This is a genomic window from Pseudomonas sp. AC070 (genome assembly GCF_979258635.1).
This window is the reverse complement of record NZ_OZ409871.1, coordinates 3,582,261-3,594,761: the sequence shown is the minus strand read 5'-3', so window position 1 is coordinate 3,594,761 and position 12,501 is coordinate 3,582,261. Positions and strand designations below refer to the sequence as shown.

The window sequence follows — 12,501 nt, the reverse complement described above, 5'->3', positions numbered from 1 at the left end:
AAGACGCAGGGTAGGGCGCGGCACTGCCGCTTGCAAGCACTCCATGAGAAGCGTCCTACTCGTCGCGGCCATCCATCATGGTGCGTTTGAGCAGCACGTAGATAGCGCCGGTGCCGCCGTGTTTCGCCAGGCACGAGGCAAAACCGAGCACGCCTTGGTGCTGACGCAGCCAGGTGTTGACGTGGCTCTTGATCATCGGCCGCTTGCCATCCATGCGCACCGCTTTGCCGTGAGTGACCCGTACGCAGCGGATTTCCAGCTTGTTGGCTTCGGCGAGAAATTCCCACAGCGTGTCGCGGGCCTTTTCGACATTCATGCCGTGCAGGTCCAGGCTGCCTTCGAAGCTGATCTGGCCCAGCTTGAGTTTGCGCATCTGGCCGTCTTGCACGCCGTCGCGTGCCCAGTACAGCGGGTCTTCGGCGCCGACGTCGATAACGAACTGGTCAGACAAACCATCAACACGAGTGACGCCTTCGGAAATGGTCGCGGCCTGGCGCAGGGCCTGCACACGGGCGCGGTCCGCTTTGGGTTTACCGGTTTCTGCACGGTCGTGCTGGAGAGGTTTGATGCCGCGAGTTTCGTTTTTGAAGAGGGAAAAGTCGTCGTCTTGCATGGGAGGTCTCCGCGAATGGGCCTAGTTTACCCATCCGTTCGCCACTTGGGGCGAACAACCCCCCGGCGAATCAGTCGTGTTTTTTCATCAAGTGCGGAGCCAATGCCAGGTCGCTTGGGCGACGAAGACGGCGGCGGCAGCGGCGCCACGCGGCAATTCCGAGCCAGAGCAACACCAAGCCGAAGACCAGGATGACGGTGGCGCTGCCGGGCGTGTCGTTCAAGCCGCCAAGGGCCGGTGGCCGACCCAGCAGCGTGGCGGCGCCGGCCATGGCCAGCAAAATTCCGAGTACGGCGAACAGCGCCGAAAGGGCAGCCGCGAAGCGCCAGCGCCAGCTTCCGGGGCCGCGTGGGCGAAGGCGTCGGGCATCGAAACCATCAGACAATTTCATTCCGCTTTCCTTTCAGGGTGTCGGCGGTATGACCGGTGCACGGGGTCGAGGTTCACTCACCGGGCCCTTGGAATAAGCGCGCGCCCGGTTCGGCGTGGTGAAACAGGCTTAGATTAAAGCCTTGGCGTGGCTGACCAGCGCGGCAAAGTTGTCCGCCAGAATGGCCATTTCGGTGCGGTGCACCTCGGCGGCACTGATCACGCCCTCGCCGTACGGCAGGTCGCGCGTGGCGCAAGCGCTGTCGACCAGGGTGCAGCGGTAACCATAGTCTTTGCAGGCGCGCACAGTGGTGCTGATGCTGGAATGGGTCATGAAGCCGCAAATGATCAGATCCAGACGGCCGATGGCCTCCAGGCGAGCGTGCAAGTCGGTGCCGGAGAAGGCGTTCGGCAGGCGTTTTTCCACCACGGTCTCGCCTTGCAGCGGTGCTAGTTCAGGCATGAACCGGCCGCGTGGGCCTTGTGGATCGAGGAAGCCGCCGGGCACGCCGAGGTGCTTTACATGGACGATAGGCGTGCCGTTGGCGCGGGCGGTGTCGAGCAGGCTGGCGATCTGCGCAATGGCCGCGTCCAGGCCGGGCAGGGGCATGGCGCCGCTGCGGTATTCCTCTTGCGCATCGATAATCAGCAGGCAGGCATTACTCAAACTGGCCGGCGGATAACTGCGGCCGGTGAGCTGGAGTAAGGTTTGCGGTTGGGACATGTCGTGGCTCCTGACAGACGCGAATGGGCGTCATTGTCACCCCACAGGCGGTGCGTGTGAACCATTTACTTGTACGTCTGTGCTATGGGCCGATTTTGCGCCGCGTGCGCCGATGGCAAGAAAGCGACCGAGCCGCCAGCGCCTTCGGCTAAACTGCCGGCCTCGACTTTGGAGATGCCGCTGTGACCGTTTCGACCTCCCGTTTGCGTACCCTGCGTGACCACATTCGTTGGGCTGTCAGCCGCTTTCACGCCGAAGAATTATTCTTCGGTCATGGCACCGACAACGCCTGGGACGACGCGCGGCAGCTGGTGCTCGGCGCCGTGCACCTGCCATGGGAAGTGGCCGACGCCTACCTCGACTGCCGCCTCGAAGACGACGAGCGCGACTACCTGCACACCTTGCTCAAACAACGCATCGAAGAGCGCGTTCCCACTGCGTATCTGCTGGGCGAAGCCTGGTTCTGCGGCCTGCCATTTATGGTTGATGAACGCGTGTTGATTCCGCGCTCGCCGATTGCCGAGCTGATTCAACAGCGCTTCAGTCCGTGGCTGGCCGCGACCCCGTCACGCATTCTCGACCTGTGCACCGGCTCAGGCTGCATCGGCATTGCCTGCGCCTATGAGTTTGCTGGCGCTGAAGTGGTGTTGGCGGATCTGTCGTTCGAAGCGCTAGAAGTGGCAAACCAGAATATCGAACGTCATGGCCTGGATGAGCGCGTATTCACCGTGCAAGGCGATGGCTTTGCCGGTTTGCCGGGGCAGCGTTTCGACCTGATTGTTTCCAACCCGCCCTATGTCGACGCCGAAGACTTCGCCGACATGCCCGCCGAATACCACCACGAACCGGAGCTTGGCCTGGCCTGCGGCGACGACGGCCTGGACCTGGTGCGCCGCATGCTCGCCGAAGCGGCTGACCATTTGACCGAGCAGGGTTTACTAGTCGTGGAAGTCGGCAACAGCCAGGTGCACGTGGAAGCGCTGTACCCGGAAGTGGACTTCACCTGGGCCGAGTTCACCAACGGCGGGCATGGCGTGTTTCTGTTGACGGCGGAGCAGTGCCGGCGGCATCAGGGGTTGTTTGCAGAGCGGGTTTGAAGTCCGCCTCTAACGCCTTGCGCGGTTTCGGACTTGTCCCCTCGCCCGCTTGCGGGAGAGGGTGCCCGAAGGGCGGGAGAGGGGCTTTTAGCTGAGACCGAGTCCGCCGCTTCCCTCTCCCCCAGCCCCTCTCCCGCAAGCGGGCGAGGGGTGCAAAGCTGTTGAGTTTGTTACCTCGACGCCATCCAAATAAACAACCCCGCCTGAAACACACAAAACGCCACCAGGCACGCAATGGTGAACCGTTGCGTGCCTTCTTCGCGGCGCAGGCTGTCGATGCGCTGTTGCTGTTTAAGCAATTTGACGTCCTGCTCGCGCAGGCTGTGGTCGGCGTGTTCGAGCATCGCGGCGGCGTCCATCAGTTCGATGCTTTGCACCTTTTCCTTGTTCCAGTCGCCACGCAGCGAGCTCACGCGCGGCGCGGAGTAGGTGGCTTTGGCCTGTTGAGCGTCGGCGTAGTCAATGTCGAAGCCCTGGGCTTTGAGGAAATGGTCGCGGCGTAAACGGGCATCTTCGCTGAGCACGTCTTTTATCCCCAGCGCGCCGCCTTCCACGGTGTAGTGCGCGCACCGCTGTTGGGCCCAGGCGATGCCTTGGGCCAGCAGGAACCGGCCAAGGCCTCGGTTGATCGGTTCCAGGCGCATGCCTTTGTCCGGGCCGAAGCGCACTTCTTTAAGCCGGTGGTCAATCCACACTTCCAGCACGTTGTCGCCCTTGCGGGTCATGATGCCGGGCAGGCTGATGGTCAGGCGCAAAAAGCTCAGGTCGGGACTGTGGCGGGCCAGGCGCCCCAGCTGCACAAAACGCAAGGGACGGGTGCCGGTGTAGCGGTCGGCGGGCAGGGGCGCCAAGCGCAGCAGGCGCAGTTGGTCGTCGGGCAGGGCGTTCCACGGGTGCGGGAGCCCCGCATTGACCTCGCTGACGGCGGTTTCTTCGGAGGGCGTTTCCTCAGAAAGCGGCGCGGGTTGTTCGATGTCGGTGTCTGCCATGCGCGTGGTCCAAAGCCGTGGTTGCGGTACGCAGAAGCGTACTCGTCTGGGTTTCTATCGGCTATGGCGTGCGCCGCTTGAGGCTGGCGCAGTGCTACTAGTGAACGGCGAGCACGAAGCCGACCAAACGGCGGGTCAGCTCGCGGGCCAGCGGCAGTTTTGGATCGTTATAAGACGCCAGTTGCGCCTTCGGCTCGTTGGCGACGATGCGCAGCACATGGTTCATGCCCTCGATCACCACCAGTTGCGCGTCCGGCTTGGCGGCTTTCAATGCGTTGGCATCCTTCACTTCAACCTGCATGTCGTGGCTGCCCTGCACGATCAACGCCGGCATGGTCAGCCGCGCGAAGGCGCCGGCCGGGTCCTGCTGGAACAGGGACATCAGGTAGGGCTGCACGCTGGGACGGAACAGCACCTGCAACGCCTCCGGCACGTGGGGCACCGGTTGGCCGGCTTTGAGTTGGTCGATGGTCCACAGGCTTTGCGGCAGCAAGGCGGCGGGCTGGCGTTCGCGCAGTTGTTCTTTGATCACTTGGTCAATGGGCCGCCCGGTGCCGGCAATCGACACCACGGCATCGGCCCCGGCCTTAGGCGCGGCAAGGCTGGCGATCAGCGCGCCTTCGCTATGGCCGATCAGCGTCAGGGTAGAAAACCGTTTGTCTTGGCGAAGCGTGCTACTCCAGCCCACCGCGTCTTGCACATATTTGTCGACGCTCAGGTCGCGCTCATCCGGCGTGGCGGGGCGGCTGGCGGCGATGCCGCGTTTGTCGTAGCGCAGGCTGGCGATGCCGTTCTGCGCGAGGTTCTGGGCCAGCAATTTGAGGCTGTCGTTATTGCCGCCCTCGGGGTTGTTGCCGTTGCGGTCAGTGGGCCCGGAGCCGGCAATCAGCAGCACCACCGGCACCGGCACCTCGGTTTTGGGCAGCAGCAGGGTGCCGTGCAGTTGGCCTTCGGCTGTGGTCAAGGTCAGCGGCCGTTGCAGTACGGTGAACGATTGCGCCGGGCTCACGGCAGGCAACAGCAGTAACAGCAGCAAGGCAAACGCGCGCGGCATAGGAAGGCTACATAGCGGGAGGTAGCCGTTTGGACGCGGCAGATGGAATAAGGTTCGAGGATGAACTGGCCCCGTGGCGCGGGTATACTCCTCGGCGCTTATTTTGGCTGATTTCGCGGAGCGCCCCTGCATGTCCGGCAACACCTACGGCAAGCTGTTCACTGTCACCACCGCTGGCGAAAGCCATGGCCCGGCCCTGGTGGCCATCGTTGACGGCTGCCCACCCGGCCTTGAGCTCAGCGAAGCAGACCTGCAGATCGACCTCGACCGCCGCAAGCCCGGCACCAGCCGCCACACCACGCAGCGCCAGGAAGCCGATGAAGTTGAAATCGTCTCCGGCGTCTTCGAGGGCAAAACCACCGGCACGCCGATTGGCCTGCTGATTCGCAACACCGACCAGAAGTCCAAAGACTACTCGGCGATCAAAGACCTGTTCCGCCCGGCCCACGCCGATTACACCTACCACCACAAATACGGCGTACGCGACTACCGTGGCGGCGGCCGCAGCTCGGCACGCGAAACCGCCATGCGCGTGGCAGCCGGTGCCATCGCCAAGAAGGTGCTGGCCGGTTTTGGCATTCAGGTGCGCGGTTACATGAGCCAACTCGGCCCCATCGAGATTCCGTTCCAAACCTGGGACAGCGTCGAAGACAACGCCTTCTTTTGCCCCAACCCCAGCAAAGTGCCGGAGCTGGAAGCCTATATGGACCAGCTGCGCCGCGATCAGGATTCGGTCGGCGCGAAAATTACCGTGGTGGCCGCTGGCGTGATGCCTGGCTTGGGCGAGCCGATTTTCGACCGCCTGGACGCCGACCTGGCCCATGCGCTGATGAGCATCAACGCGGTGAAAGGTGTGGAAATCGGCGCCGGTTTCGCCTGCGTTGCCCAGCGCGGCACCGAGCACCGCGACGAGTTGACGCCAGAAGGTTTCCTCAGCAATAACGCCGGCGGCATTCTTGGCGGCATCTCGTCGGGCCAGCCCATCGTGGCGCACCTGGCGCTGAAACCCACCTCCAGCATCACCACGCCGGGCCGCTCGGTGGACGTCGCCGGCCAGCCGCAAGATGTCATCACCAAAGGCCGTCACGACCCGTGCGTGGGCATTCGTGCCACGCCGATTGCTGAAGCGATGATGGCTATCGTGTTGCTCGACCACCTGCTGCGTAACCGTGGGCAGAACGCCGACGTACACGTCAGCACCCCGGTGCTGGGCCAGCTGTGATTTCGCCTGTTGCCCTGGCGCCCGGTCTGGGCGCACTGGGCGTGGCGGGGTAGGCGTGATGGCCAGCCCACTGCCGTACTGGCGGTTATCCAGTTTCTACTTCTGCTACTTCGCCCTGCTTGGGGCCACCGCGCCGTTTCTGGCGCTGTACTTTCATCACCTTGGGTTCTCCCCGGCGCGCATTGGCGAGCTGGTGGCCATTCCCATGCTGATGCGCTGCGTGGCGCCCAACTTATGGGGCTGGATCGGCGACCGAACCGGCAAACGCCTGGCCATCGTGCGCTTTGGCGCCGCCGCGACCTTGCTGTGTTTCAGCCTGATCTTCATCAGCAAAAGCTACGCCTGGCTGGCGCTGATCATGGCGCTGCACGCGTTCTTCTGGCACGCCGTGTTGCCGCAATTCGAAGTCATCACCCTGGCCCATTTGCGCGAGCAAGCCGCGCGTTACAGCCAGATTCGCCTGTGGGGCAGCATCGGTTTTATCGTCTGCGTGGCGGCGCTGGGCAAGCTGTTCGAATGGCTGAGCCTGGACATTTATCCCTGGGCGCTGGTGGCCATCATGGCCGGCATCGTGGTCAGCAGTTACTGGGTGCCGAACGCCCAGCCGTATGCGCGCGACAGTCACGTCAACGTCGGGGGCTTCCTCGCCCAATTGCGCCAGCCGGGCGTGTTGGCGTTTTACCTGTGCATCGGTCTGATGCAACTCAGCCATGGGCCGTATTACACCTTTCTCACCTTGCACCTGGAGGCGCTGGGTTACGCCCGTGGGTTTATCGGCCAGCTGTGGGCCTTGGGCGTGGTCGCCGAGGTGCTGGTGTTTCTAGTGATGGTGCGCATTCTTCAGCGCTTCAGCTTGCGCCAGGTACTAACGGCCAGCTTCCTGTTGGCTGCCTTGCGCTGGCTGCTGTTGGGCAATTTTGCGGAGCACTTGCCCGTGCTGGTGCTGGCTCAGGTGCTGCACGCCGCCACGTTTGGCAGCTTTCATGCGGCGGCCATTCATTTCGTGCAGCGCAGCTTCGGCGCCAACCAACAAGGCCAGGGCCAGGCGCTTTATGCCGCACTGGCGGGAATCGGCGGTGCGTGCGGGGCGCTGTATTCGGGGTATAGCTGGAACACGCTGGGCCCGGCCTGGACGTTTGCCCTCGCCAGTGTTGCGGCCACGGCGGCCGCCGTTATCATTGCGCTGCGTCTGCCAAGCGACAACGCCCGCGACGGCGCACAGCCACCCACCGCATTGGAAGAGGAGCGGGCATGAGCCGGCAACAATTGGCCGACGAGATTATCGCGGCAGGACATTTTCTTTATGGTCGCGGCTGGTCGCCGGCCACCAGCAGCAACTACTCGGCGCGGCTCTCGGCCACTGAGGCGCTGCTCACCGTTTCCGGCAAGCACAAAGGCCAGCTAGGCCCAGAGGATGTGCTCGCCACCGACCTGCACGGCAACTCCCTGGAACCCGGCAAAAAGCCCTCGGCTGAAACCTTGTTGCACACCCAGCTGTACCAATGGCGCGCCGATATTGGCGCGGTGCTGCACACCCATTCGGTTAACGCCACGGTGCTATCACGCGCCACCGAGGCCAGCGAGCTGGTGTTCGAAGACTACGAACTGCAAAAAGCCTTCAGCGGCATCGCCACCCACGAGTCACGAGTGCGCGTGCCGATTTTCGACAACGACCAAGACATCGCCCGCCTGGCCGCCAAGGTTCAGCCCTGGCTCGAGCAGCACCCCGATTGCGTGGGCTACCTGATTCGCGGCCACGGCCTGTACACCTGGGGCGCGCGCATGAACGACGCGTTGCGCCAGATCGAAGCGTTTGAATTCCTGTTCGAGTGCGAGCTGAAAATGCGCGCGTTTGGCCTCACGTCTACAGAGAGAACCGCGCCATGAGCAGCCTCAGTGTGTTTTCCGTCGCCACGCCGGACATCCCCAACAAAGTGCTCAACCACCTCGAAGACATCGCCAGCACCCTGGCCGCGGTGGGCGTGCGTTTCGAGCGTTGGCAAGCCGTGGCGCCGATCAAGCCGGGCGCCAGCCAGGATGAAGTGATCGCCGCTTATAAGCCGCAAATCGACGCGCTGATGAACGAGCGCGGCTACGTCACCGTCGACGTCATCAGCCTCAACGCCGACCACCCGCAAAAAGCCGAACTGCGCGCCAAGTTCCTCGATGAACACCAGCACGCCGAAGACGAAGTGCGCTTTTTCGTGGCCGGACGCGGATTATTCACCCTGCATATCGACGACTACGTGTACGCCGTGCTTTGCGAAAAGAACGACCTCATCTCCGTGCCGGCCGGCACGCGGCACTGGTTTGATATGGGCGAGCACCCGCACTTTATCGCCATTCGCCTGTTCAACAACCCTGAAGGTTGGGTGGCGAAGTTTACTGGCGAGGATATTGCGAGCCGGTTTCCGCGGTTGGAAGACTGAAACGCCCGCGCCCGTCGCAAACCCGCCCACCGTCATTCCCGCGAAAGCGGGAATCCAGAATATATGTAATGGCGAAAATTCTGGATCCCCGCGTGCGCGAGGATGACGTATGTTTTGTTGTAGATGTTTGTTCGAATTCGAAAGGAACACCACCCATGCCCATTAAAGCCATCCTCACCGACATCGAAGGCACCACCAGCGCGGTGAGTTTTGTCTTTGATGTGCTGTTCCCCTTCGCCGCCGAGCACTTGCCGGAGTTCGTTTTACTCAACGCCCAGCAACCGCAAGTGGCCGAGCAACTAAACGCGGTGCGCGAGCAAAGCGGCGAGCCGCAGGCTGATGTGGCCCGCGTGATCGACATTCTCTTGCAGTGGATCGCCGAAGACCGCAAAGCCACGCCGCTCAAGGCGCTGCAAGGCATGGTCTGGGCTGAAGGCTATAAGGCCGGTCTGCTCAAAGGGCACGTTTACCCCGATGCAGTTGAAGCCTTGAAGCGCTGGAAGGAGGAGGGCTACGCGCTTTACGTGTACTCATCCGGCTCGATTCAGGCGCAGCAGTTGATTTTCGGCTGTTCGGTCGCGGGAGATTTGTCGCCGCTGTTTTCCGGCTACTTCGACACCACGTCGGGGCCCAAGCGCGAGGCCCAGTCGTACCGCACCATCGTCGCCAGCATTGGCGTGCCAGCGCATGAAGTGCTGTTTCTGTCTGACATCGTTGAAGAGCTGGACGCCGCCCAGGCGGCCGGTTTGCAAACCTGCGGCCTGGCCCGTGAAGGCGGCGAATTGCGCGGCCATCAGACGCTGGCCAGCTTCGCGTTGATCGACCTCAACGCCTACTGAAACGCCTACTAACCGGCGGCGCCGCGACAAAGGCGGAACCTCGTCGCCCCCGCCAGGCTCTTTAGAGAACACCTGTCGCGACGGGAAACGCCATGTTTCTGGACTTCGACTACTACGCCTACCGCTACTGGTTCTTCGCCGCCCTGGCGGTGCTGGTCGCGCTGCACTTATGGGCCGGCTACCACGTGGTCAAAAGCCCGTTGGCCCGGCAACTGAAAGTGCTGTGGATCAGCCTGCTGGTGCTGTTTCCGCTGCTGGGGTTTTTCAACTGGTATGTGATGGGGCCGCGCGCTGGGGTTGCGCGCCGACCGTAGGCCGCCGCCATAAGCGCGAGCGCAATCACAGTGATGGCACAAATCCTGAACCTAACCTGCGGCCGACTATCCTAGAAGAGCAATCCCACTAAGGAGTATCACCATGGGTTCTGGTTTTAATGGCCTGATCGGCCTGATCATTCTGGCGCTGGATATCTGGGCAATCATCAACGTGCTGAAAAGCGGCGCCGAGACCGGCATGAAAGTGCTGTGGGTGCTGTTGATTGTGCTGCTGCCGGTGCTGGGCCTGATTATCTGGGCCATTGCCGGGCCGCGCGGCAACGTGCGCATCTGACGCTGCACCCGCTACAACAACCAGGCACCCTCCAGTTGCAGCAGCAACTGTTTGCGCTCCAGGCCGCCGGCATAGCCGGTGAGGGTGCCGTTGCTGCCGATCACGCGGTGGCAGGGAATGACCACGGCAATCGGGTTGGCGCCATTGGCGGCGCCCACCGCACGCACCGCTGACGGGCGCTCGATGCGCTGCGCCAGGTCGGCATAACTACAGGTGCGACCAAACGGAATCGCCTGCAACGCCTTCCATACTTCCTGCTGAAACGGCGTGCCGAGCGGTGCCACCCGCAGCTCGAACCGCTGACGCCGGCCGGCAAAATAGTCGTCCAACTGCCGGCACACCTCATCCAACTCTGCATCCGCAGCCTGCCAGTTTTCGTTCAGCTGCCACGGCTGTGCGCCGTCCATATGCAGCAGGCGCAAGCCTTGCTCATCGCCGGCAATCAGCAGCGGACCGATGGGGCTGTCGTGGTAGCGGTAGTGCATCGGTCATTCCTCGGGTTCGGCGTAGCTTTGCCACAGGTACATGGCGGCATAGGCGCGCCACGGTCGCCAGGCTTCGGCCTGGGCGGTGAGGGCCGGGGCGGTGATGCCGGCGCTGCCCCAGAGTTTGGCTTTCAGTAGCCCCAGGTCGCTGGCGGGAAAGGCATCCGCTACGCCAAAAGCCCGCAAGGCGATGTACTGCGCGGTCCACGGGCCGATGCCGGGCAGGGCGCGCAAGCGTTCGATCAAATCGTCGACGCCATCATCGGCATGCAGCGCCAGGCGCCCGTCGCACACGGAACGGGCGAAACCTTGCAAGGTGGCGACCCGCTTGCCGGGCATGCCGATGCCCGCCAGGTCCGCCTCGGCGATGGCCTGTGGCGTGGGGAACAGACGGTTGGGGCCGTCTACTGGTGCGTCGATCAGTTCATCACCCAGGCGTTTTACCAGGCGGCCGACGATGGTCACGGCAGCTTTCACCGTCACCTGCTGGCCTACGATGGCGCGCACCGCTTGCTCGAACGGATCGAAGGCGGTGGGAATGCGCAGGCCGGGATAGCGGGCGACCAGCGCTGCCAATTGGGCATCCTGGCTCAGGTGCTGGGCGATTAACCTGGTGTCGGTGTCTAGGTCGAACATGCGCTGCACCCGCGCGCTGAGCAGGGGCGTCAGGGGCGTGGCGGATGGGCTTACGGTCAGCTCAAGCGCGCCGTGTTCGGGCATATGGCGCAGGGCGAACCAGCCCGTGGTTTCGCCAATCCGAACGGTGCGCACGTAACCATTGGCACTCACCCGCTCCATATCCGGCAGGCAGCGCAGGGCGAAGTAGGCGTGGAACTGCTGCCAATTCCATGGCGGCACGTAGGGCAGAAGCAGAGGGCTGGACGATGTGTTCATGGCCGTAACGATAGCGACTCGGCCGCGCGCCTGTCTCTCCCGTTCTTGCTGTTGAATTAGTAGCAGGGGCGACTGCGAGAGAGGTTCGACCTGTCATGGCCGGCCACGTAGAATGCGCCGCTCGCCTGGAGCCGACGTGCTTCAGCCCCGATTTTTTCCGCGCCCGTTCACGGCGCGGCGCAGAGGAACAACGCCATGAGCGACTATCAGGAAACCCTCTACGAAGGCTACGGCCAACGTTTTCGCATGGACAAACTGCTGCACGAAGTGCGCACCGAACACCAACATCTGGTGATTTTCGAGAATCCGCGCATGGGCCGCGTCATGGCCCTGGACGGCGTGATTCAAACCACCGAAGCCGACGAATTCATCTACCACGAGATGCTCACCCACGTGCCCATTCTGGCCCACGGCTCGGCGCGCCGGGTGCTGATCATCGGGGGTGGCGACGGCGGCATGCTGCGTGAAGTGAGCAAACACCGCAGTGTCGAGCACATCACCATGGTCGAGATCGACGGCACGGTGGTGGACATGTGCAAAGCGTTTCTGCCGCGCCATTCCAACGGCGCCTACGACGACCCGCGCCTGAACCTGGTGATCGACGACGGCATGCGCTTCGTTGCCACCACCACGGAAAAATTCGACGTGATCATTTCCGACTCCACCGACCCGATCGGCCCGGGCGAAGTGCTGTTCTCGGAAAACTTCTACCAAGCCTGCCGCCGCTGCCTGAACGAGGGCGGCATTCTGGTGACCCAGAACGGCACACCCTTTATGCAGCTTGATGGCGTGCAAAACACAGCCGGGCGCATGAACGGTTTGTTCGCCGACTGGCATTTCTACACGGCAGCGGTGCCCACCTATATTGGCGGCGCCATGACCTTCGCCTGGGGCGCAACGCAACCGGGCCTGCGCGACCTGCCGCTGGACACCCTGCGCCAGCGCTTCGCCGCCAGTGCAATTGTGACCCGCTATTACAACCCCGACGTGCACCTGGGCGCCTTCGCCCTGCCGCAATACGTGCTGGAAGCCATCGGCAAAGCCGATAACGCCTGATCTTCCGCTGAACCCTGTAGGAGCGGCTTTAGCCGCGATGCGGTTGATGGCCAAAAAGCATCGCGGCTAAAGCCGCTCCAACAGGACCTCATCAGGCAGTTTCTAAACGAAATTTTCACAT

16 protein-coding genes are annotated in these 12,501 nt (G+C 62.9%); 9 read left to right on the top strand and 7 right to left on the bottom strand.

Annotated features, from left to right (window positions below; genetic code table 11):
• Window positions 1-55: 55 nt before the first annotated feature.
• The 3 genes from ACZZ0Q_RS16150 to ACZZ0Q_RS16140 form a co-directional block, all read right to left on the bottom strand.
• A complete protein-coding gene (locus tag ACZZ0Q_RS16150) occupies window positions 56-613 on the bottom strand; it encodes a Smr/MutS family protein (RefSeq protein ID WP_463541592.1) in 558 nt (185 codons plus the stop codon).
• Window positions 614-683: 70 nt separating this feature from the next.
• Window positions 684-1,004 carry a hypothetical protein gene (locus ACZZ0Q_RS16145; RefSeq protein WP_122496719.1) on the bottom strand — a complete coding sequence of 107 codons (321 nt, stop codon included), beginning with the start codon at window positions 1,002-1,004 and terminating at the stop codon, window positions 684-686.
• Window positions 1,005-1,112: 108 nt separating this feature from the next.
• Window positions 1,113-1,706 carry a cysteine hydrolase family protein gene (locus ACZZ0Q_RS16140; RefSeq protein WP_463541593.1) on the bottom strand — a complete coding sequence of 198 codons (594 nt, stop codon included), beginning with the start codon at window positions 1,704-1,706 and terminating at the stop codon, window positions 1,113-1,115.
• 182 nt (window positions 1,707-1,888) lie between these two features.
• Here ACZZ0Q_RS16140 and prmB point away from each other — a divergent pair, with 182 nt between their 5' ends.
• A complete protein-coding gene (gene prmB, locus ACZZ0Q_RS16135) occupies window positions 1,889-2,803 on the top strand; it encodes a 50S ribosomal protein L3 N(5)-glutamine methyltransferase (protein ID WP_463541594.1) in 915 nt (304 codons plus the stop codon).
• A 170-nt stretch (window positions 2,804-2,973) separates the two neighbouring features.
• Here prmB and ACZZ0Q_RS16130 read toward each other — a convergent pair whose 3' ends face one another.
• Together ACZZ0Q_RS16130 and ACZZ0Q_RS16125 are read right to left on the bottom strand one after the other, a co-directional pair.
• Window positions 2,974-3,792, bottom strand: coding sequence for a hypothetical protein (locus ACZZ0Q_RS16130; protein WP_463541595.1), 819 nt, complete (start codon window positions 3,790-3,792; stop codon window positions 2,974-2,976).
• A gap of 97 nt (window positions 3,793-3,889) precedes the next feature.
• Window positions 3,890-4,846: an alpha/beta hydrolase gene (locus ACZZ0Q_RS16125; RefSeq protein ID WP_463541596.1), complete on the bottom strand. Its 957-nt coding sequence runs from the start codon at window positions 4,844-4,846 to the stop codon at window positions 3,890-3,892.
• A gap of 130 nt (window positions 4,847-4,976) precedes the next feature.
• Here ACZZ0Q_RS16125 and aroC point away from each other — a divergent pair, with 130 nt between their 5' ends.
• The 7 genes from aroC (at window position 4,977) to ACZZ0Q_RS16090 (ending at window position 9,945) form a co-directional block, all read left to right on the top strand.
• Window positions 4,977-6,068, top strand: coding sequence for a chorismate synthase (gene aroC, locus ACZZ0Q_RS16120; protein ID WP_463541597.1), 1,092 nt, complete (start codon window positions 4,977-4,979; stop codon window positions 6,066-6,068).
• Window positions 6,069-6,126: 58 nt separating this feature from the next.
• Complete coding sequence (locus tag ACZZ0Q_RS16115; protein WP_463541598.1) at window positions 6,127-7,323, top strand: MFS transporter; 1,197 nt, start codon at window positions 6,127-6,129, stop codon at window positions 7,321-7,323.
• Window positions 7,320-7,955: a methylthioribulose 1-phosphate dehydratase gene (locus ACZZ0Q_RS16110; protein WP_463541599.1), complete on the top strand. Its 636-nt coding sequence runs from the start codon at window positions 7,320-7,322 to the stop codon at window positions 7,953-7,955. The genes ACZZ0Q_RS16115 and ACZZ0Q_RS16110 overlap by 4 nt, the downstream gene beginning before the upstream one ends.
• Window positions 7,952-8,497 carry a 1,2-dihydroxy-3-keto-5-methylthiopentene dioxygenase gene (locus tag ACZZ0Q_RS16105; RefSeq protein ID WP_122451334.1) on the top strand — a complete coding sequence of 182 codons (546 nt, stop codon included), beginning with the start codon at window positions 7,952-7,954 and terminating at the stop codon, window positions 8,495-8,497. Before ACZZ0Q_RS16110 ends, ACZZ0Q_RS16105 begins: the two co-directional genes overlap by 4 nt.
• A 155-nt stretch (window positions 8,498-8,652) precedes the next feature.
• The gene (gene mtnC / locus ACZZ0Q_RS16100; RefSeq protein WP_463541600.1) at window positions 8,653-9,336 is read left to right on the top strand and encodes an acireductone synthase; all 684 of its coding nucleotides are present in this window, start codon (window positions 8,653-8,655) and stop codon (window positions 9,334-9,336) included.
• A gap of 92 nt (window positions 9,337-9,428) precedes the next feature.
• On the top strand, window positions 9,429-9,650 hold the full coding sequence (locus ACZZ0Q_RS16095; protein ID WP_463541601.1) for a hypothetical protein: 222 nt from the start codon (window positions 9,429-9,431) through the stop codon (window positions 9,648-9,650).
• A 103-nt stretch (window positions 9,651-9,753) separates the two neighbouring features.
• Window positions 9,754-9,945 carry a PLDc N-terminal domain-containing protein gene (locus ACZZ0Q_RS16090; RefSeq protein WP_122451337.1) on the top strand — a complete coding sequence of 64 codons (192 nt, stop codon included), beginning with the start codon at window positions 9,754-9,756 and terminating at the stop codon, window positions 9,943-9,945.
• An 11-nt stretch (window positions 9,946-9,956) separates the two neighbouring features.
• Here ACZZ0Q_RS16090 and ACZZ0Q_RS16085 read toward each other — a convergent pair whose 3' ends face one another.
• Together ACZZ0Q_RS16085 and ACZZ0Q_RS16080 are read right to left on the bottom strand one after the other, a co-directional pair.
• Window positions 9,957-10,430 carry a methylated-DNA--[protein]-cysteine S-methyltransferase gene (locus ACZZ0Q_RS16085; RefSeq protein WP_463541602.1) on the bottom strand — a complete coding sequence of 158 codons (474 nt, stop codon included), beginning with the start codon at window positions 10,428-10,430 and terminating at the stop codon, window positions 9,957-9,959.
• A 3-nt stretch (window positions 10,431-10,433) separates the two neighbouring features.
• The gene (locus ACZZ0Q_RS16080; RefSeq protein WP_463541603.1) at window positions 10,434-11,324 is read right to left on the bottom strand and encodes a DNA-3-methyladenine glycosylase family protein; all 891 of its coding nucleotides are present in this window, start codon (window positions 11,322-11,324) and stop codon (window positions 10,434-10,436) included.
• A 195-nt stretch (window positions 11,325-11,519) separates the two neighbouring features.
• Between ACZZ0Q_RS16080 and speE the strand changes: the two genes are divergently transcribed.
• Window positions 11,520-12,380, top strand: a complete 861-nt coding sequence (gene speE, locus ACZZ0Q_RS16075; RefSeq protein ID WP_463541604.1) for a polyamine aminopropyltransferase — start codon at window positions 11,520-11,522, stop codon at window positions 12,378-12,380.
• Window positions 12,381-12,501: the final 121 nt, after the last annotated feature.